Genomic DNA, 21,242 nt, shown 5'->3' on the forward strand with positions numbered 1-21,242 from the left:
TCCGGCTTTTTTTTGCTTTATGATTTGATGTTTTCTATTGAAGCCTGTACAATGTTCAGTTCATATTGTTCATTTAAAAAGTGGCATCGTTCTGTTTTAACAGTAGCGTAAGCAGCTATTTCCCGTACTGGATTATTTCATTAACTATTATTATCTTTCTATTAGTAAATAGACTTATTCTAAATAGTGGCACAAAAGTATGTGATTAGCTGCATTAATACTTATACAATCTGCCGGTTTAGCTGGATTATCTGAACCTCAAATCAGTTTTCAAAGTAAATCCAGTCTATAAAAAACAAGCCGACTTTATTTTTGTCCGGATTTGAAAACGTAAAATAAAGGTCATGGAAGCCAGCCGTCGCTGTTACCGGGATTTCCAGCTCCTTCCAATTATCCTTGTCCTGCCCGGCGGGCATAGTCAGACTACCGATCGCTACACCCTGGTGACTTTTCAATTTCACTTCCAGCAAACCGCCGGCACCCTGCTGCTGTATCCGTATCCTGATCTTTTTAATGCGCGTCAGGTCAATTTGCCTGAAACTCACATATTTCCCGTTTTTGGCCCAGATAGATGAAACATAATCTGTATTGAGCGTACCAATCGATACATTGGCGCTACCCTCTTCGAAATCTTCCATCTGGACCAGCGGATTGCGCAATACGACATGGCCGCTGCTCTTCAATGGCTCGATCCCGTTGGCACCCTTATCCGTGTAGCTCGCCTGCAACACATAAGCCCCTTCTTTCCCCTGCCCGACGTGCTCGGTCAGCCGGATATTACCCTGCAAAGGCAGCCGGGGCTGCTCTTTTCCGAGCGATAGAATATAACCGGCGATATCGCGGGCATCCTTCTCAGGCAGGTCCATGTGCGGTGGCATTGCGTAAGTCCCCCAATTTCCGCTTCCTCCTTTAATGATCTTACCTGCAAGCTGCTGGTCAGCACCCTCTTTTCCGGCGTACCGTTTAGCGATTTCTTTCAGGGCCGGCCCTATCGACTTTGTGTCCATGGTATGGCAGGCTTTACAATCCAGGGAAGCATACAGTTTTTCAGTCGCAGCATATTTGATGTTGCCATGGCTTGCGCCGGACAAAGCCGAAGCCAGATCTTTGCCGAACTTCAGGTAGCTGAAAGATGCCGCTACGCTTGCATTGTTAATCGTTTTGTCTTCCGCGTCTGCAACGTTTATTTTATAGTCAAATGAAGTATTATCCCAGTAAAAGCTCTTGTTCGCGCTGCTCTGCACTACTATTTCCGGAGGGGTATTGCCTACCTTCACCTGCGTCGTGGCCACACCTGTACCACCCTGCTGATCGGAAACGGTGAGGGATATATCGTAAATACCTGTTTTGGTAAATGTATGCTTAACTGTGGTTCCTGTTTGTTTTTTTTCGCCTATTTTCCACTCAAAACTGAGTTTGTCCTGGGTGTCATAATCTCTTGATTTCTCTGCGGACAGCGAAACCGTCATCGGCGCCGCTCCGAACTGCCTGTCTATTTGGATATCTGCAATCGGGTTACGGTTTCCTTCCGAATACTCGATCCGCAGCAGGCCTGCGTCAGCATTTTTCGCGAACCAGTTGGTTCCGTAAGTCAGCATATAAATAGCCCCGTCCGGCGCTATTTTCATATCAATAGGCGCAACGAATTTCAAATGCGGCAAAAATGGCTCCATACCTGCGTAGTTACCGGTTTCGTCTATCGTTACGGCCATGATCCATTTGCGTATCCAGTCGTAGATAAAGAGCTTACCATTGTAATAGTCGGGCAGCTTGTATTTTGCATTGGGATACTGGTCACTGTAATAAACCGGGCCTGCCATTGCGCTGGCACCCCCTTTCCCAACCATCGGCCAACGTTTCGATGGGCCTTTTCCGTACCAGATCATGGCAGGCTGCGCAGGCGGCAGTTCTTTGATACCGGTATTGTTAGGCGAATTGTTTACAGGATGCAGCGGATCCTGTTTGGGGCCTTCCTTTTTCGTTTCGAAGTCATATTTGGGAAAACCTTCATTATTACCCAAAAAGTAGGGATACCCGAAGAATCCCGGCTTCCTTGCCTGATTGATTTCATCGTAACTCAGGAAATTTTCCTCCGCAGGAACATTGGTATCCGGGCCGACATCGCCCCAGTATACGTATTGGTTTTTGGGGTCCACTGACACCCGAAAAGGGTTACGGCAACCCATCACATATATTTCCGGAAAGCCCTTCGAGCCATCTTTGGGAAAAAGGTTTCCCTCCGGGATCGAATATGTACCGTCCGCTTCCGGCTTGATACGCAGTATTTTACCACGATAATCGCGGGTGTTCGCCGTCGTTCCCTGGCCATCGGAAAGTGCCCGGCCCGGCCGCTCGTCCGTCGGGTTGTGCCCTTCAATTTCCTCTGCATTGGTATTGTCGCCGGTAGATAAATACAGCAGACCATCGGAGCCAAAAGTAAGGTAACCAGCAGAATGGCAGCAGTAGGTACGCTGGGTAGGAACCTGCATCAGTACCTTTTTGGATGCCATATCGATCTGGTCGCCGCGGAGTTCGTAACGTTCCAGATTGCTCACATTCTGGTCTCCGCCGACACCATAATACAAATAGATCCAATTGTTTTTTTCAAAATCAGGGTCGATCGCCACCCCTAGCAGGCCGTCTTCGATCCCGCTAAAAACCTTAAGATGAGCGATGGTCCTGGTTTGCTTTGCACCTGCATCGTAAAGCTTTATCGCACCCTTACGCTCAACGATCAGGACATTCAGATTGGGCAGGATAGCCATTTCCATAGGCTCGTCGAATCCCTGAGCAAGCATCATATGCGAAAAGCGGCTACTGTCCGGTGCGTGCAGTGAAGTATTTTGCTTAGCAACCACTACACGATCCTGCCGAAATCCCGGCTTTTCACCGGAGGAAAACCGGTCGATGCCTCCACTTTCGGAACCAGTAATGAGTGTTGCGGGATTTAGCAGGCAGGCTGCCAGCAGCCCGCCGATTATTTTGACATGATTCACTATTAAAAGGGCTTAGGTTTAAGATATTTCGAGAAAACGCCGCTATAATATTTGATTTTACATTGTCGGATCCCGATTGTATTTATCATTAGTAAGGTAAAAAAGCGCCATTTTCTTATTCGATTTCCAAAAGCCGGTCCCTTACCAGCAGACAGGCTCCCAGAATTCCGGCACGCTCTCCGAGCCTGGATATTTTAAGCTTGGAATCGTTATTCACCAGACTTAATGAATACTTATTCAACGCTGTTTTGATTGGCAGGTACAAATAATCACCCGTTGAAACCAGGCTTCCTCCGAGCACGATCATTTCCGGGTTCAATACATTGATTAGGGCAGCAATACCGCGGCCGAGGTTTTCTCCAACCCGGGCAATCAGCTCGATTGCCAGCACATCGTCATTTAACGCCGCTTCTATAATGTCGTCCATTGTCACATCCTCCGGCTTGATGCCCCTGACCGAAGTCAGTACCGAAGAAGAGCCGCCGGCGAGCTTCTCCTGAAACATCCGGGTGAGCGCCCAGCCCGAAGCTTCGGTTTCCAGGCAGCCTTTTTTTCCGCAATGACAGATCCGCTCGTTGTCAAAAATCGGGATGTGGCCTACTTCGCCGGCATACCCGGATTTGCCGTAATATACCTGCCCGTCGAAGAGGATACCGACTCCAATGCCGTAATCGAGATTTAAAAACAGCACATCCTTCTCCTGCTCGACAACCCCCGCGCAAAATTCCCCGTAAGCCATTGCCCTGGAATCATTTTCCAGAAATACCGGAATGCCTACCTTTTCCCGGATGACACTGGCAAGGGGTTTGTCGTCGAAATGAAAAAAACTGTAACTATGCCCGGTCGTATAATTGATCCGCCCCGACAAGTTGATTCCAATGCCGAGTACCCGCTCTGCGGGAACATCCAGCTTTTCGACGAAATCCTGAATATAGCCACATAGCGATGCAAGGGACTCCGGTGTATTGTCGAGCCTGAACGGCAATTTTTCAGAAATGCGCACCAGGTTCTTCTGCAAATCCGACAGGCCAATATTAATATGGCTCTGCTTGACGTCGACACCGATAAAAAAAGCGGAGTCGGGCACGATCCCGTACAGATTGGGCTTCCTGCCTCCGGTTGATTCTATTTTGCCATAATCCTTTATCAGCCCCTCCGAAATGAGCTCGCTCACCAGTGACGTAACCTTCGGCACGCCTACATTCAGCTCTTTGCTCAGGTCAGGAAGCGTTGTATTTCCATTGTTTGCAAAATGTCTCAGAATAACCTTCTTAGGGTCCGACGGCTTCCCCCCGACACCCGTTAACCGAATCGTCCGACTCATATATTTTTGCTGTGATACTTGTCCAAACTTAGATACTTTCAGAAATATAATGCAGCTTTTGGCTTTTGGCTATTAGCTTTTGGCCTTTAGCTGTTAGCTTTTAGCTATTAGCTGTTGGCTGTTGGCTTTGGGCTATTCGCTTTTAAGCGCCGGGATGAACCGTTCCCTGTGCATACTTTGTTAAAAACTAGAACTAAAATCAAAAAACTAAAAGCTAATAGCTAACGGCTAATAGCTAATAGCAAATAGCTAACCGCCAACAGCCAACAGCCAACAGCCAACAGCTAACGCCTAACATCCGATTTCGGCCACTCGGTTTCTATACCGTTCTTTCTCACAAAATCCTGAAAACCAGCCAGCAAATCCTTCTTTTCCCGGACACTTTTCGGGCTCACATTTTTGTCCAGTGCATATCTGACCAATAACCCTACCGACTCTCCAATGCTCCATTCAACCGGATGGAGGCGGTAACAGCCATTGGTAATGTGCGTGGTCCCGATATTTTTGTTGGCAGGAAGCAGGTTTTCCATCCTTACCGGCAACAGCGCACCGAGCGGGATCTGAAATGGCAGGGACGCGAAATCAATGTAATTGTCTCCGGCCGTGCTGGGGTGCAGGTCAATGTGGTAATATCCGATCCCGACACTATCATAAAAATCAGCCGCTTTATTTCCTTCTTTTTTCCCGGTGATCATCGCCCGGTTATCCGCGCCCACATGTTCTTCTTTGATCGTAAAAACAGCCTTGATCCTTCTGGATTCGCGGATATACGGATATTTCGCCAAACCGTCTTCAGTCCCCATGATGTCTTTCCGCAGCCTGATACCATGCCAGCCTTTTCCGCCGTCGGGCCGGGGCGCTTCGGTTTGCAGCCAGTATAGCAATGACAAACTGAGCTGTTTTCCTCTTTCAAAATGTTTGTTGAAATCCGCGTCGCTCGCACCGATCAGGTTGCCCAGAAAATAATCGTTTTGCGGCCAGTTCACAATCGTGATATCGCCCGGGTAAGTGCCTTTTGCAAAATTTGCTTTGCTAATAATCCGCCGGTAGTTCCAGAGGTTCAGCTTGTCGCCCGTTGCAATGCCCTCAGGATGAAAGCCCAGCATTTTCGGCTCCAATGTTTTTGGATTGGAATACGAAAGGTCCAGCAGCCTGCCCGACCAGGGTTTCGTCATTTTAGGGACAAAATTTTTCCAGAAATCATATTCCTTCGGCTTCTCTATCACATGATTTTCACCTGGAACATAGTCTATTGCAAAGCAAACCGTGAAAGCCTGGTTGTTTTCCGGATTGCCTTTTTCGGGTGCATGCAATTCCTGCGTTTCACTTTTCGCTTCTGTTCCGGTCACAAATTCAGTCCCGGTAAGTGGCAGTAAATCGCCCATTTCGGTTGCATCCACAAAATAAGGCGCTGCCAGCGTAAGCTTTTCTTTGCTTCGCAAACTCACCGCCTGCAATGCATTTACCTTGTTACCTTTTGCATCCGCGCCTGTTACCTTATGTTCCAGCAGCAGGCTCAGTTTCCCGTTGCTGATGTACGGCGCAAACAAATCCGTTAAAACGGCGACCGCTACCCTAGGCTCGTGACAAAGTTTGGACACCGAACCGTCGCCGGGGTTCAGGTTTTTCCTATCCTTTGCATCGGCTGTCAATGGATAATTTCTTTTGTAATAATCCCTGATATTATTCCTGAGATCGCGGTAAAGCTGCGTCGCACCGTGCGTTTCGATCCAGGGATGCTCGTCCGGCGGCACACCCTGCTGGCTGAGTTGTCCGCCCACCCAGTCCGTTTCCTCGGTCAATATTACCGACAGGCCATTCCTGAGGGCTGCGATCGCGCAGGCACAGCCACCAAGCCCGCCTCCGGCCACCACCAGATCGGCGCTTATCTGCGTTTTACCGTTTACTGACTCTTTTTTTACTGGTTGACCTGTTGCGGGCAAACCGACCAAAGCGGCCGTGGCCAGCGTACCGCCGCCTATTGTAATATGTTCAATGAAATTTCTGCGATTCATATTTTTAAAATCTAAGATAAAACTTCCCGGCGCTCAGCTCATTTCGACATTATCTATCAGAGCGAGTGGGTTCCGGACTGCGATAATACTGCCGATCCGCCTTATACGTATTGTTCCGGTAGCAACTCCCGGCGCAGCTGATTGACCTGTTCATAAAATTTTGCATCATTACGTCATTACATTATTGGGGGTTTAGTTAAATAATATTCTGCCTGGCAGTACAGCCATAGAAGCAGGTAGTCGTTCAGAAGCATTTAATTTATCGTATTTAGGCATAGTCAATCCAATCACCATTTTACAAGTTGCTGAATTTCGACTTGTAGCCACTCAGTCCATAAAAAAGGATATAACTATAACACGCCACTGGCAGCACAAATGCAATCGTCCAGCTGGTATTGTCGATCAGCATCCCCTGACAAAATGAAATAACGGCCCCGCCTGCAATAGCAGCAGAAAGCAGTCCCGACGCCTGGGTCGTGTACTTTCCCAACCCGTTTACGGCCAGTGAAAAAATGATGGCAAACATCACCGAGTTGCAAAAACCTACCGCGATCATGCTCCAGACGGCCACATAACCGCTGGTATTTATGGAAAGTATCACAAGGACGATCGCCAGCCCGGCACATACAGAAAGCATCACCGACGCCTTGACCGACTTTAGCAGGACCGCCCCGATCAATCGCCCCACGAGCATGCCGCCCCAGTAAAATGCGACAAAATTGTTTGCAGCGCTTTCTGTTGTTTTCAGAAGATCGGCAATATAGTTTGTCAGGAAAGTCCCCACTGAAACCTCCGCACCTACATAAAAAAACAGACCGAATATTCCATAATTAAGATTTCTGAAAGCAAAAATACCTTTTGCGGAATTTTGGTCTTCAACATTATTACTTTCTTCAACCTCGATTTCAGGAAGCGCTAACCTGCTCACAATGAATGCAATAATTACGAGTACTGCGGCGATACCCAGATACGGATATTTAACCGCCGCACTGGACGCGGCCGACGTTTGCAGAGGCGCGAGAATGTAATAGGCACCAAACAAAGGGGCCGTAGTGGTACCGATCGACCCCACACCCTGAATGAGCGTTAGTCGCGAGGATGCGGTTTTTGCCGCTCCCAAAACGGTGATGTAAGGATTGGCAGCTACCTGAAGAAGCACGATACCGATTGCTAAAACAAAGAGCGCCGCCAGAAACAAAGCGTATTGATGCATGACCGCAGCAGGAAAAAACAACAACGCACCCAGTGCAGCAATCGAGAAACCGAGCACCATTCCCTTCTTATATCCCACGCCTCCCACTATCCTGCCAGCCGGAATGGAAACGATTCCGTACGTCAGGAAAAAATAGAACTGTACCAGCGACGATTCTGCATAGTTTAGCCTGAATCCTTTTTTGAAAAACGGGACAAGCGTGTCGTTCAGGCAGGTGATAAAGCCCATCATGAAATACAACACCGCGAGCGTGATCAACGCGGGAGTATAACTCCGCACCTGCCGGTCGGCCGGCCCGGAGCTGATTGCATTGCCAACGGGAATTCCTGCCATATTATGAAAATTGAATCTCCGACGATTTTTTCTCCCTGATTGCTTCCAAAGTCTTCCAGCACTGGTACAGTCCGCGGGGAACATGGAAACAACCTTTCCATTTACCGCCTTTCAGAGGCAAAAGTACTTCTCCCTGGCGGTTAAGGTACCCAAACCACTCCGGATTTTGCTGGTCTGCAAAATGCGTCCATGTGTATTCATGTACTTTTTCAAACCAGGCCCAGCACCTTTCGTCACCTGTATGCAAATAACCTTTCAACAGGCTGATCAGCGTTTCGATATGCACCCACCAAAGCTTCTGGTCCCATTCGAGCTGCTGCGGCGGCAGGCCCTTTACATCCAGAAAATAATATATCCCGCCATACTTTTTGTCCCAGCCAAATTCCAGGATATCCAGGGTGATGTTTGTTGCCTGCTGTGCCAACTCTTTATTATTGGAACGCTCCGCAAGGTCCATCAAAAACCACATGGCTTCGATAGCGTGCCCGGGGTTTATCAAACGCCCCTCAAAGGAATCTGAAAAATGCCCGTCGGGCGTAATATTTTCCAGTATCAGGCCGAACTCCGGACGATAGAATTCATGGAGGATCGCATTGATCCCGTTCTGAATGGTACTTTCTACCAGTTCGGGGAGGAGCAAATGTTCAATCTCCAGCACCAGGTTGCACAGTATCATGGGAAGGGCAAAACCCTTCAGAGGACGGGTTCCCGGAAAATTTTTATCATAAATACCTTTCGGATTTTCTTTCCTGCTCAAAATCCTGTGAAAAGTATCCACCGAAATCCGGGCATGTTCCGGGTTTTGTGTGGCTTTATACAGCTGCCCGAATGCCATGGAAGCAAAACAGTCGGAAAAAATATTGTAGGACTGTGTAAGCGGCGCACCCTCGCGACTCAGCGAAAAATACCAGTCCCCATTTTGGTCCCGCCCGTATTTTTCAAGAAACCCGGCACCAAGCAGCGCAGTATCGAGCCACTCCTGCTTTTGTTCCACTTTATTATATAACATGGAAAAGCACCAGACCTGGCGGCATTGAAGCCAGACAAACTTATCCGTATCAAACACATTTCCGTGACTGTCCAGGCAAGTGAAGTAACCTCCATACCGGACATCCGGCGAGTGCTGTGCCCAGAACGGGATCACGTTGTTTAATAAACCGCCCCGATACAGATCTATGTAACTGTCAATTTCCATGCGCTGTAAAATTCGGCAGTGTTAATATTATATATTATTTAGTATGAAGCAAATATTGTTATTAAATATTAAGTTTTCAAATATTTAAGAAACAAAATATCACACGCATTAATATACAGCAACTTTATTTACGTCAGACTAAAAGATGCCATACACTCCCCTGCTGACACATCTCATTACTTCGGACTGGTTACCAGCGGGAATGCGTGTATTCTTTTTTTAAAATTATTTTAATGAACAGGTAGGGTGTTATAATAAAATTTTGTCTCCATCGTAACGGTGTACTTAATATTCGTCAGATTGGAAAAGATGCAGAATATGAATTTGACTGAGGTCTTCGGAGAAAGGGGTTTGATTCAGGCAAATTCCGAAGGTGATCAGAAAGCCAGCCCTGATTCGCCCGTGGACAAGGAGTTTTTTATTAAAAGCGTATTTCAGACAGACGTCAAAAAAGGCTATGACCTGTTGTTCTCGCACTACTATACCCCCCTGTGCAGCCACGCGGTGCGGTACGTATATTCCCGGGAGGTTGCTGAGGATATTGTGTCCGAAGTTTTTTTATCCTTCTGGAAGAAGGCTGTACATGAGCACATTTCCACTTCATTTCGCGCTTACCTGTTTATATCGGTCCGTAACAAATGCTTCACTTACCTGAAGTGGGAATTGAAGAACGAAATGGCCGAAGAACTTGAAGAGGCAACCGTTGCATCGCTGCATATGCAACCCGACCGCCTCATGGAATTTGACGAGCTCTACACGAAGATCGAAAAGATTATCGGCGGGTTTCCTCCCCAAAACCAGAAAGTTTTCATTATGAGCCGGTTTGCAGGAAAATCCTATCAGGAAATAGCAGATAAGCTTCAGATATCCAAAAAAGCGGTTGAAGCACATATCAGCAAGGCACTGAACGAGTTAAGAAAAGCGCTCAAAGGCCACAGCCTGCTCATGATCATGGGCTTTTCAGAATTGTTTTAATCCCCAGAATCTATGGTTTTAAAAGTCGTCCCTGACCTTTTGCCCTATTTCTAAAAAAATAAAAAATGAGACCAGAACTCACAAAACATACTGTCTTCATCTACTTCTCGGGTGATGCAACCGCTCTTCAGAAACAATTGATCGGGGAATGGCTGACGGATAAACAAAATGTAGAGATCTATTTTGAATGGCTGGAAGAGTGGGAAAAAACGCAACTCCAGTTTCAGCCCGACACAATGGCTGCCCTGGCCAGGGTTACTGAAAAAATACTTCAGAAAGATGAACCAGGCTCAACGCAGGCAGTAATTCCAATCCGGAAAATTTCCCGCAAAACGATTTTCCTGTGGGCAGCAGCCAGTCTGTTCGTCATGGGTTTCGGCCTGTATACAGGCAAGGACTTCTTCCTCTACCGGACTTATGAAACTGCTTTCGGTGAGGTTAGCAAGTTTGCCCTTGAAGACAGCAGCATCGTTTCGTTAAATGCTAATTCTACCTTGAAAGTCCCCAGATGGGGCTTTGGCGAATCTACCAGGCACGTGTACCTGGAAGGGGAGGCTGAATTTTCTGTGAAACATACCATTGACCATCAGCTTTTCAGAGTGCATACCGCGGATAACAGCCTGATCACCGTATTGGGGACAGAGTTCGTTGTGTACACCCGTCCCAAGCAAACGAATGTGGTACTCAATAAAGGCAAGGTGGAATTGTCGTCGTATGCAAGGGAAAAGCCCCTCACCATGGCCCCCGGCGACCGTGCGACTATTGAAAAAGACGGCGCTATCAAAATTGAAAAGCTAACGAAAACGGAGGTTGTGCAGCATTCGGCATGGAAGGAACACCGGTTCGTTTTCGACGATACGCCCCTGCTGGAAGTGGCGGCCAAAATCCGCGAGGTATTTGGGGTAATAGTCAAGATCAAAGACAAAACCCTGGCAACCCGCACTGCAACGGGATCTTTCCCGGCCAGGAATGCCGAAGAGCTGCTGACGAGCATGTCCTATATGTACAGTTTTGAAATAACAAGGACCGAAAACAAGATCATTTTAATTCCTAACCCTTAATTATAATCCATCCTAACCTGCCGATTTATGAATTTAAAATTACCGCTGATCAGGATTTTTTGCCTCTGTGTTGTAATCGGTGCGCTTCCCGCTGCGGCTTCGGCCCAACTTCTGGCTAATACCCGGAATTTCGTCCGGCAGTCTTCAGACACGCGGCCACAGATGAAGGAGCTGGCAGATATGTTATTGATACTGAAAAGTAGATACCAGGTGGATCTGCTGTTTGAAGAAAAAATCCTGAACAGGATTATGGTCCCGGCCAACAGCATCCGTTCGTCGGCCTCTTTTGAAGATAACCTGGAAATACTGCTGCATTCGACAGGCATCCGGTTTAAGAAGGTAAAGAAGGACACCTATGTGCTGGTAGATGAAAAAATCAGCCCGGTACCTATACAAAAACCATTGGAACCCGTTTCCAATCCTTCCCGAGAAAATAGTGTGAAGGCCATTGAGGTCATCGGCAAAAAGATCAGGGAAGTACCGATGAGCAATGCGGACGTACCCATTACGGGCCGTGTCACTGATGAGAAAGGTGAAATACTTCCAGGTGTGAATATCACGGTGAAGGGTACGCTGAGAGGGGTTTCTGCGGATGCATCAGGCAATTACAGCTTGTCGGTACCTAATGGTGAAGTAACGCTTATCTTTTCATTTGTCGGTTACCTCACCCAGGAAGTGGCGCTAGGCAACCGCAAGACGCTTGATGTAATTTTGCGGCCGGATAACCAGAACCTGGATGAGGTTGTTGTCGTCGCTTTCGGAACGCAGCGGAAAGAGAGTATCGTGGGCGCGATCTCGTCGGTATCGGCGAGCGATCTGAAAGTACCGGTGAGCAAACTCAGCAATGCACTTGCCGGTCAGATCGCAGGTATCGTATCCGTACAGGGCAGTGGTGAGCCGGGTTCGGGATCGAGTTTCTGGATCCGCGGTATCAGCAGCTTTGGGGCCAGCAATACCCCGCTTATTTTGGTTGATGGTATTCAGCGCTCGATGGACCTGGTTGATCCTGAAGACATTGAATCTTTCTCAATCCTGAAAGACGCAAGTGCAACCGCGGTTTACGGGGTGAGAGGTGCAAACGGGATCGTTCTGATCACGACAAAAAAGGGCAAATACTCCGACAAGCCCACCATCAATACCCGATATGAACGAGGTTTCCTCGCACCTACCCGACTACCCAGGCTGGCCAATGCAAGCCAGTGGATGGAATATTACAATGACATCAGTTATGACGCGAACGGATTGACCCCGTTCCCCGATCACATCAAACAGAAATACCTGTCGGGCGAAGACCCGGACCTTTATCCTAACGTGGATTGGATGAAGACGATTTACAAAGATGCAACCACCAGCAACCGCTTGAATCTGAACGTCTCGGGCGGCGGAAAGATCGCCAGGTATTACGTTTCCGGCTCCTATTACAATGAAAACGGTCTTTTTAATCCCGTTGTCAGCAAATCGTACAATCCGTCAGTGAGCTACAACAAATTCACTTTCCGGTCGAACCTGGATGTTGATATCACAAAATCGACCGAGTTAAGTCTCAATCTTTCAAATACTTACGAGAACAAAAATCGTCTGGGCGTAAACATGGACGCCATGTACAATATGGTCATGACCACCCCGCCGATATCCATCCCGCCTTACTATTCCAACGGGACCCACGCACAGCCGCTGGTGGGCAGCAATCCCTATTATTCGCTGAATTCCACCGGCTTTTCCCAGGACTTCTGGAATACCTCGCAGTCGCTCATGAGTTTAACCCAGGATCTGAGCGATTTCGCTTTGAAAGGATTGAAATTCAATATCAAGTTTTCCTGGGATGCGACCAATGAATCGACACTGGATAAAAGGAAAAACCCGGCCACCTATTACGCAACGGGACGCGACGATAGCGGCAATCTGATCCTTCACAAAAATGCGGACGGCAGTGATTACCTGTCGCTATCGCGATCAAACCGCGGCACGAAAACGACCAACCTCGAATCGTCACTGAACTACGACAATGCATTTGGCGATCACCGTTTGGGAGGATTATTCCTGTTTACAAGGAGGGAACATACCAACAATTTCCCCAGCGATTACATCCTGGCGTTCCCTTACCGCAACATTGGTATTGCCGGACGGGTGACCTATGCTTTTCAGAACAAGCTGTTTTTTGACGGAAATTTTGGTTACAACGGATCGGAGAATTTTGCTCCTGCCCACCGCTTTGGCTTTTTCCCCTCGATCGGCCTCGGCTACAACCTGAGCAAGGAGAAGTTTTTCCAGAATATGTTCCCGGCCGTTAACCTGATGAAATTCAGAGGCTCCCACGGCTATATCGGAAATGATCAGATCGGTGGCGACCGCCGGTTTGCCTACAACTCCGAAATGCAGTATTCCCAATCCTACATCTTTGGAACGACGGGCCAGAAGTTTGTGGGCGGTATTGCAACCGGAAATCCGGGCAACCCCAACGTGGCCTGGGAAGAGGCGATCAAAACGAATATCGGTCTCGAGCTGGGGATTTGGGACAACTTGAAATTGCAGGTCGATTATTTCAATGAGCGCCGCGACGGGATCTATATTTTACAGCAAAGTGTCCCCTCGGTGGTCGGTGTGAATATAGCCCAGTATGTGAATTTGGGTAAAATGGCAAACCGCGGGGTAGACGGCTCTATTGAATACAGTTACGTAAAAGGCGACTGGCTGCTTTCCGCCAGGGGAAATTTCTCCTATAACCGGAACAAAGTGATTTACAACGACTCCCCCACTCCGATCTATGGCTATCAGGATATTGCCGGACAAGCATACAACCAGCAATTCGGGTTGGTGTCGCTGGGTTTATTCAAATCGGTAGAAGAAATTGAGCAAAGCCCGGTCCAGAAATTCGGGTCTGTGGTTCCTGGCGACATCAGGTTCAAAGATATCAATGGCGACGGGGTGATCGACAGCTACGACCGTATCGCCATCGGGCGCAGTACCGTTCCCGAACTATCCTATGGTTTCGGATTAAGTGCCAAATACAAACAATTCGACTTGTCGGCATTCTTTCAGGGAGTAGGAAATGTAACCAGGATCATCAGCGGCGACCCTTTGCAGGGACCGCAGGGAAGTATACTGGTGAACGGGCAGATCCTGGCCGATGCGGCTGAAAAACGATGGAGCCTGCGCAACCAGGACCCCAATGCCGAGTATGCGCGGATGTCGCTGGCTTACAATGAAAACAACCGGCAGGCGTCGACTTTTTACCAGAGAAACATGAGTTTTATCAGGGTCAAGAATGCTGAAATCGGTTACACCGTCCCGAAAAGTTTTGTAAGCAAAGCAAAGATATCGTCGGTTCGTATCTATGCGCAGGGCGTTAACCTATTCACATTCAGCAAATTCAAATTATGGGACCCGGAACTGGACGCGAGCTTTGGAAACATTTATCCCCAGATGAGAACGGTCAGTTTCGGAGCCAGCCTTAATTTTTAATCTTGACGATCATGAGAAAACTATCTTTTATATCAGGCATCCTATTCAGCATACTTGTATTCACGTCATGCAGCGACTATCTCTCGGTAGAATTACAGAACGCGCTCACGCTGGAAGAAACATTTAACAAAAGAGGTACCACCGAGGCTTACCTCGCTCAGATTTACAGTTTTTTACCAAATGACTCCGACCTTGTAGGCGGGGAAGCTTCCGTTGTGCCAAGATCCGACGAAGGCATGTTCTCCTGGCTGTCGGGTGTTGCCTGGCTGAACATGAACAATGGCTCCTGGGGCCCGACCACCTCATCTTTTGTGACCTGGAAAAACAGCTATACCGGTATCAACCAGGCTACGATCTTCATGAACAATGTGGACAAAAACGTAGAGATCGGTGCGGCGGAGAAGGAGGTAATGAAGGCGGAAGCCCGTTTTATACGTGCATTTCTTTACTTCAACCTTTTGCGTAAATATGGCCCTGTATACATCTGGGGAGACACCGACCCGGATATTTCGATCCGTCCTGAAACGATAGACCGGCATACGGTAGACGAGAACTTCAATTTCATTTTCTCTGAATTTGACAAATGCATTGCTGCCCTCCCGGCTACGATTACCGAAGAAGCCTGGGCAGGCAGAGCTACCAAAGGCGCTGTACTGGCAGCAAAGGCGCGTGCAACGCTTTATGCAGCCCGCCCGCTCTTCAATGGCGCCGACTTTCTGAAATCCATGGTCAACAAGGAAGGCAAAAACCTTTTCCCGCAAGCTGTTGATCCTGGCAAATGGGAAACCGCGGCGCAGACGGCGAAAGAGCTGATCGACATGAACCAGTACGCCTTGTACACCGACAATACCGAAACCGATCCGATGCGGAAGGCGATCAAATCTTATCAGGGGATATTTTTCAAGTTCTGGAATTCGGAGGTGATATGGGGCCGCTGGCTTGGCGCCGCAAATGGCTGGGTAGTACGGGCCAACCCGCCGCGGGTTGTGAAAGAAGGATATGGCGGATATGCTCCCTCCCTGAAACTGGTCGACACTTATCCGATGGCCGCCAGCGGGCGCTACCCGGTTACGGGCTACGACGCTACCGGCTACCCGTTGATAGATGCCAAGTCGGGCTACCGGGAAGAAGGTTTTACGGCAAACTACATCCACCCGATGGATAACTGGAAACCGATCCGGGCACACAATAGTACCGTCGGACGCGATGCGCGCTTTTACGCTTCCATACTTGCAAACGGCTTCAACTGGTACAATCGCGGCGCGGGAGATAAAGTAGTTACATTCCACACGGGAGGCACTTCGGGCTATCAGGCTTCGGGAGACTGCGTGAAGGCAGGTTATCTCTTCCGGAGAATGTCCGACCCGAATAACAATACCGAAAACGGTCAGTGGGGCCAATTCTGCTGGCCCATGTTCAGGCTTGCGGAAATTTACCTGAGCTATGCCGAAGCCTGCAACGAAAAACCGCAGCGAAACGAAGCAGATGCGCTGCTGTATATCAATAAAGTCAGAAACCGGAGCGGGCTTAACAATTTGCAGGTCGCTTACCCAGAGGTGACCGGAAACCAGTCTCTGCTACGGGAGCTGATCCGCAAGGAACGAATGGTTGAAATGGCTTTTGAATCGCACCGCTACCACGATGCGCGGACCTGGCTGATCGCCGAAAAAGAATTTGTCGGCCCGAATTACACCAGAAACCTGGCGGCCACCAATTACGATGATTCGTGGAAGCGCTCTTCTACCCTTTTCCCCGGCACCAGGGTATTTGAAAAGAAACATTATTTCTTTCCGATCAATCAGGAGCAGCTGAATGAGATGAAGAATTTCACACAGAACTACGGATGGTAATCAAAATAAAAAAGCGACTTACGATCATGAAAATTAAAAATAGCTTGCTGAATTTACTGATATGCCTGCCTGCCATCGTTGGCTCAGGTTGTGAAGACCGGCGCCTGAACAATATGGTGGAGGATAAGGTCTACCTGAATGATTCCGGGGAAAATTTGCAAAATATCTTTAAGTGGGAGAATTTTACCTACCAACTTCAGGCCATTAAAAGCGGGGTTGGGCAGCAGGGCGGTGAAGTTGCCCTGCACGTAGACGAGGCTTTACTGGCGCAGTTCGGCGATAAATACACATTGCTGCCAGCGGAATTGTACAAGATCAAAACGCCGCAGGTATCTTTTGGAGAACAGGATTACAGCGTTCCTTTCGAAATTGAATTTAATGCTGCCGGAATAGAGACTTTGCAGGCTGCCACCGAACTGGTTTACGCGGTGCCTGTCAGGATTTCGTCGAATACTATTAAACCTGCCGGGGAAAATCAGCTGTATTCACTGGTTATCCCCCAAGTACTTGATCCTTACATCCAATTTAAAACACCAGGTCTGGCCCCCGGGACTGCTGCGATCAGTACCGCAAATTCACCGGCCGAAACCAGGTTTTATGCGTTTCTTCAAACCAATTACCATAATAAAACCGATCTGCAATACAAGGTCGAAGTGAGCGAAGCGGCGCTGAAAGCCTATAACCTCGCCAATGAAACAACCCACAAATTACTCCCTGCTGCTGGTTACAGGATTGACGAAACAACTTTTACGATCGCAAACCTGAATAATGAGCAGGCATTGTCCTATTACCTGATAAAAGGTAAGGTCCCCAACGGCGATTATATGCTGCCGCTTGAAATCACAACTGTTTCAAAATACGGAATCGACCCGTCGAGATCGACTATCCTAATACCTGTATCAATCCAGGATTAATCCAAAATCATCACAGCAATTGCCGCATGGCCAATGCTGTGATGGCTTAATTTAAACCAGCTAATAATCTGATGATGAGAAATTGGAAAAACGGCATTTGTGCGTTATGTATACTCTGTGTTGTCTCCGTCAATGTCAGCGGGCAGCAACAGGACAAATTTGAATTGTCAAAAAAGGAAAAAAAAGAGGGCTATAAGATCCTGTTTGATGGCACGTCGATGGATCAATGGAAAGGAAATACTGCTGAATACGTGCTGGAAGAGGGAACGATAACCATGCGCCCGACGCAGGAGGAAGGCGGTAATTTATATACAAAAGATACGTACGCAGATTTCACCCTGCGTTTCGAATTTCTGCTGGGACCCGCCGGGAACAACGGGCTGGGACTTCGCCACGATTTTGTGGAGCCTAAAAAGGGATACAGCGGAATGGAGCTGCAAATACTTGACAATGAACACCCCAGTTACAAAGACCTGGAACCGGGCCAATACCACGGCTCTGTTTATAAAATTATCCCTGCCAGGCGCGGCTTTCTGAAACCGGCGGGCGAATGGAATGTACAGGAAGTACGCGCGAAAGGCGACCATCTCCAGGTAATCCTGAACGGTGAAAAGATTTTGGACGGCCATTTAAAAGAGGCAACAGCGAAATTAAAACCGGGCTCTTTCCAGAAGGCAGTATTGAATGAATCGGGACATATTGCTTTTCTGGGCCACGGTTCCGTTGTCAAATTCCGGAATATCCGCATTAAGGAAAACTAAAAACCCTAAACCAAATAATATGGAATATGCAAAACCTGTCGACAGGCGGGAGTTTATTAAAATGAGCAGCCTGGGCGCATTGGGGTTCACCCTGCTTCCGTCCTTCCCGGGAAAAGCAGCTGCAAGTGACCGGATCCGGATCGCCCACATCGGTCTTGGCGGAATGGGAAACAGCCATATGCGCTGGTTTGCCAATTTGCCGGAGGTTGAGATCGCGGCGCTATGTGACGTCGATGCGCTGCATTTGGGAGAAACCAGAGAACGATTGGCCAAAATACACCCCGACCGTAAAGTAGACACCTACGGGGATTTCAGGCGGATACTGGACCGGAAAGACATCGATGCCATTACCATCGCCACGCCAGATCACTGGCATGCGCAGATTGCCACCCTGGCGTTTCAGGCGGGGAAGGACGTTTATGGGGAAAAACCGCTTTCACACAATGTGCAGGAGGGAAATATGATGTTGAAAAACCTGAACAAATACGACCGGGTTTTTCAGATGGGCAACCAGATCCACGCGGGAGAAAACTTTCATCGGGTCGTGGAAATAATCAAGTCGGGGGCAATAGGCAAAGTATCGACCGTGCGGCTTTGGAAAACCGGACACTCCCCCGAACTGCGTCCCTCCGGCGTGCAGGCGATCCCTAAAACGCTGGACTGGGATATGTGGCTCGGCCCGGCACCGCTCACAGACTACATGCCGGAGAAATGCCACGGAACTTTCCGGTATTTCCTGGACTATTCAGGTGGCGTTTACGCGGATTTCTGGTGCCATATTGCCGATGTAGTTTATTCAGCGATCATGCCGAAGGGCTTAAAGAAAATAGCTGCCCGCGGAGAAACCCCGGCCGGCCTGGGAGACGCTCCGAAGTGGCTGGATGTAGACTACGAGTTTGACGACCTTAAATTATACTGGACGACAGTTCCCCCGAACGTACCGGGTGCTGCCCAAAGAGGGATCGGCGCATATTTTGAAGGAGACAAGGGGACGCTCATTTGTGACTACGACTCCAGAGAAATTACTATCAACGGCGAAACGGTTACAGAAATCCCTGAGATCCCGCAAACAAACCCACGCTCACCGGGGCACCAGCAAAATTTTGTAGATGCAGTTAAATCCCGGAAACAGCCCGAATCCAATCTCGCCTATGCCAGGGAACTCACGCTTCCGATGCATCTGGGACTGATATCGTACCGGCTAAAAAGGGAATTGACCTGGAATGCGGATAAAGAAAAGTTCGAGGGAGACAAAGAGGCAAACAAACTTTTATCCCGGAAAATAAGGAAGAAATGGGACTTAGCGTAAGCTTGCAGCCCCCGAACACTTAGTGTTTGCCTAACTTCTCCGCCAGAAACTCTTTAAAATCCCGAATAAGTTCGGTCTTTGAACTTTCAAAATCTATTGACGGCGGATTCCAGTTTGCTTCGTTCCAAACGGTTTGTTTCAATTTTTCAAGCTGGCCTTGATCGTATGTGTAATGGTTGACCGGAAAATTATTTATGGGTACCCCAATATCTTCTAAAATTGAAACCCTGTAATCTTTCCGGTTTCCGAAAAATATCACCGGAATTCCCATCGCAATACATGGCAGTGCGCAATGCAGTCTTGTTGTAATGACGGTTGAAGCATTATTTTTATAGAATTCAATCAATTCTTTTGCTTTCACCCTCTTTTGATGCTCACTTATTTCCTTTGAGATATGGTGCGTCAAACGAATGGAATTGGCTTCAATATGCGGAGGCATTAAAATGGGAACGTCGACAATAACGTTCAATTCTTTTTTAATGATTTTATTTCTTTTTGGAAATGTCAAAGTGAGACATTTGGTATAGAAGGATTCAATTCCCTCATTTTCTAGTTTTTGCTGCGTAAACCTGTCCCTGCATCCTACGGGTTGATGCGTTTTCAAATAATCCAGTGATTCCGGATCTGAAATCAAATACTGCCACGAATCATTCCAGTTGGTAACATGGAGGCCCCAGAAAACCGGACGAAAAGCGGGGGACAAAGGAAAGCAGGAGCCCGGCGAATGCGTGAACCAGCCATTCATAATTAAAATATACTTTTTTGAAGACTTTACTTCGCCAAGGTTATCACGGTTAAATCGTTTATGGACTACAGGAATAAACTGCTCCGCTGCCAATGATTGTATATAATCTCCCAGGTTATCTGATTGAAGATAATTGAACCCGGCAAACAAATGATTTTCCATATAGTGACGACCTTGATTACATTACAACAAGCAGACATTCATATATCAGTGATAATTACACCATCTCACTCAGAATATGGCTTTCCAATTCGTCAAGCACTAAATGATCGTGAACCATATTAAATTTTCTTGCCCATAATTTTCCGGAATTCACAAGGGATGAAAAGTCACTAATACCAAATACTTTTGGGTTTGGCTTTCCTCCTTCGAAAATGATATACCTGAGATTATCATTGACCACATTATCCTGAAAAGGCGAATTCATTATAATCGTATGAAAAAAAGATTCGTCCGGGATCAATGTCGATTCGAAATATTCAATAACAATCGGATTTTGTTTGATGAAATTTAGAATGTACTGAATACAACCCATAGTAAGGCACCACCATTGAGAGCCCCCGTATGGCGGAAAGTCTTTGAAATAATCCCGCTCCATTTTATTTTCTTTTTGAAAATCAACAAAAAGGTTGCTGGCATCCATCCCGATTTTATCAACAAACCAATAATACTTGATTCTATCAAGCCCTCCCCACATCCAGTTTTTATATGGAAGCCGCCAATAGTTCAGGAATTCCTTTCCATAATTGTCTTGTAAGTATGCATAAATTGACCGGGTGGGTTGCAGTGGAAAATCCTGTCCGCTAAGCAAAACAAAATAGCCATCCCTGTTATGATTACAGGCGGATTTCATGAGGTTCAAAGTCGCCTGTACCATGCTATATCCTCCCCAGTTTACAGCTACCCGGTTCTTTATTATCCTTACGTTTTGATTAGCTGAAAATCTATACTGCATTATTTCACTTCTTCTGACCCTTCTATCAATATGAAGATAAATAAACGTGTTATTGTCTATGAGATTATCAATGAGCCGGTCGACCTGAGCCAGGTCTTTGTGAACCAATATCAGATAATTAATATACATATGGC

14 protein-coding genes are annotated in these 21,242 nt (G+C 47.6%); 7 read left to right on the forward strand and 7 right to left on the reverse strand.

The window, feature by feature from the left end:
• Positions 1-263: 263 nt before the first annotated feature.
• The 5 genes from FXO21_RS00460 to FXO21_RS00480 all read right to left on the reverse strand — a co-directional run bounded on the left by FXO21_RS00460 (position 264) and on the right by FXO21_RS00480 (position 9,076).
• A complete protein-coding gene (locus tag FXO21_RS00460; protein WP_225865504.1) occupies positions 264-2,996 on the reverse strand; it encodes a PQQ-dependent sugar dehydrogenase in 2,733 nt (910 codons plus the stop codon).
• A gap of 115 nt (positions 2,997-3,111) precedes the next feature.
• On the reverse strand, positions 3,112-4,320 hold the full coding sequence (locus FXO21_RS00465; protein WP_149638251.1) for an ROK family transcriptional regulator: 1,209 nt from the start codon (positions 4,318-4,320) through the stop codon (positions 3,112-3,114).
• A 284-nt stretch (positions 4,321-4,604) separates the two neighbouring features.
• Positions 4,605-6,335 carry an FAD-dependent oxidoreductase gene (locus FXO21_RS00470; protein ID WP_149638252.1) on the reverse strand — a complete coding sequence of 577 codons (1,731 nt, stop codon included), beginning with the start codon at positions 6,333-6,335 and terminating at the stop codon, positions 4,605-4,607.
• 295 nt (positions 6,336-6,630) lie between these two features.
• Positions 6,631-7,881 carry a sugar MFS transporter gene (locus FXO21_RS00475; RefSeq protein ID WP_149638253.1) on the reverse strand — a complete coding sequence of 417 codons (1,251 nt, stop codon included), beginning with the start codon at positions 7,879-7,881 and terminating at the stop codon, positions 6,631-6,633.
• A 1-nt stretch (position 7,882) separates the two neighbouring features.
• Positions 7,883-9,076 carry a n-acyl-d-glucosamine 2-epimerase gene (locus FXO21_RS00480; RefSeq protein WP_149638254.1) on the reverse strand — a complete coding sequence of 398 codons (1,194 nt, stop codon included), beginning with the start codon at positions 9,074-9,076 and terminating at the stop codon, positions 7,883-7,885.
• Between the two features lie 318 nt (positions 9,077-9,394).
• On the opposite strand from FXO21_RS00480, the gene FXO21_RS00485 reads away from it, so the two are divergent.
• The 7 genes from FXO21_RS00485 to FXO21_RS00515 all read left to right on the forward strand — a co-directional run bounded on the left by FXO21_RS00485 (position 9,395) and on the right by FXO21_RS00515 (position 19,408).
• Positions 9,395-10,051 (forward strand): RNA polymerase sigma-70 factor, encoded by a 657-nt coding sequence (locus FXO21_RS00485; protein WP_225865505.1) that lies wholly within the window; start codon positions 9,395-9,397, stop codon positions 10,049-10,051.
• Between the two features lie 65 nt (positions 10,052-10,116).
• Complete coding sequence (locus FXO21_RS00490; RefSeq protein WP_149638255.1) at positions 10,117-11,112, forward strand: FecR family protein; 996 nt, start codon at positions 10,117-10,119, stop codon at positions 11,110-11,112.
• Between the two features lie 27 nt (positions 11,113-11,139).
• Complete coding sequence (locus FXO21_RS00495; RefSeq protein ID WP_225865506.1) at positions 11,140-14,574, forward strand: SusC/RagA family TonB-linked outer membrane protein; 3,435 nt, start codon at positions 11,140-11,142, stop codon at positions 14,572-14,574.
• 11 nt (positions 14,575-14,585) lie between these two features.
• Positions 14,586-16,424 carry a RagB/SusD family nutrient uptake outer membrane protein gene (locus FXO21_RS00500; RefSeq protein WP_149638256.1) on the forward strand — a complete coding sequence of 613 codons (1,839 nt, stop codon included), beginning with the start codon at positions 14,586-14,588 and terminating at the stop codon, positions 16,422-16,424.
• Between the two features lie 26 nt (positions 16,425-16,450).
• Complete coding sequence (locus tag FXO21_RS00505; protein ID WP_192579122.1) at positions 16,451-17,338, forward strand: DUF1735 domain-containing protein; 888 nt, start codon at positions 16,451-16,453, stop codon at positions 17,336-17,338.
• Positions 17,339-17,409: 71 nt separating this feature from the next.
• Positions 17,410-18,099, forward strand: a complete 690-nt coding sequence (locus FXO21_RS00510; protein ID WP_149638258.1) for a 3-keto-disaccharide hydrolase — start codon at positions 17,410-17,412, stop codon at positions 18,097-18,099.
• A gap of 19 nt (positions 18,100-18,118) precedes the next feature.
• Positions 18,119-19,408, forward strand: a complete 1,290-nt coding sequence (locus FXO21_RS00515; RefSeq protein ID WP_149638259.1) for a Gfo/Idh/MocA family protein — start codon at positions 18,119-18,121, stop codon at positions 19,406-19,408.
• Positions 19,409-19,427: 19 nt separating this feature from the next.
• Here FXO21_RS00515 and FXO21_RS00520 read toward each other — a convergent pair whose 3' ends face one another.
• Both FXO21_RS00520 and FXO21_RS00525 read right to left on the reverse strand, forming a co-directional pair.
• A complete protein-coding gene (locus FXO21_RS00520; protein WP_149638260.1) occupies positions 19,428-20,315 on the reverse strand; it encodes a polysaccharide pyruvyl transferase family protein in 888 nt (295 codons plus the stop codon).
• Positions 20,316-20,370: 55 nt separating this feature from the next.
• Positions 20,371-21,237 (reverse strand): beta-1,6-N-acetylglucosaminyltransferase, encoded by an 867-nt coding sequence (locus tag FXO21_RS00525; protein WP_149638261.1) that lies wholly within the window; start codon positions 21,235-21,237, stop codon positions 20,371-20,373.
• Between the last annotated feature and the right edge of the window lie 5 nt (positions 21,238-21,242).

Source organism: Dyadobacter sp. UC 10 (assembly GCF_008369915.1).
Lineage (GTDB): Bacteria > Bacteroidota > Bacteroidia > Cytophagales > Spirosomataceae > Dyadobacter.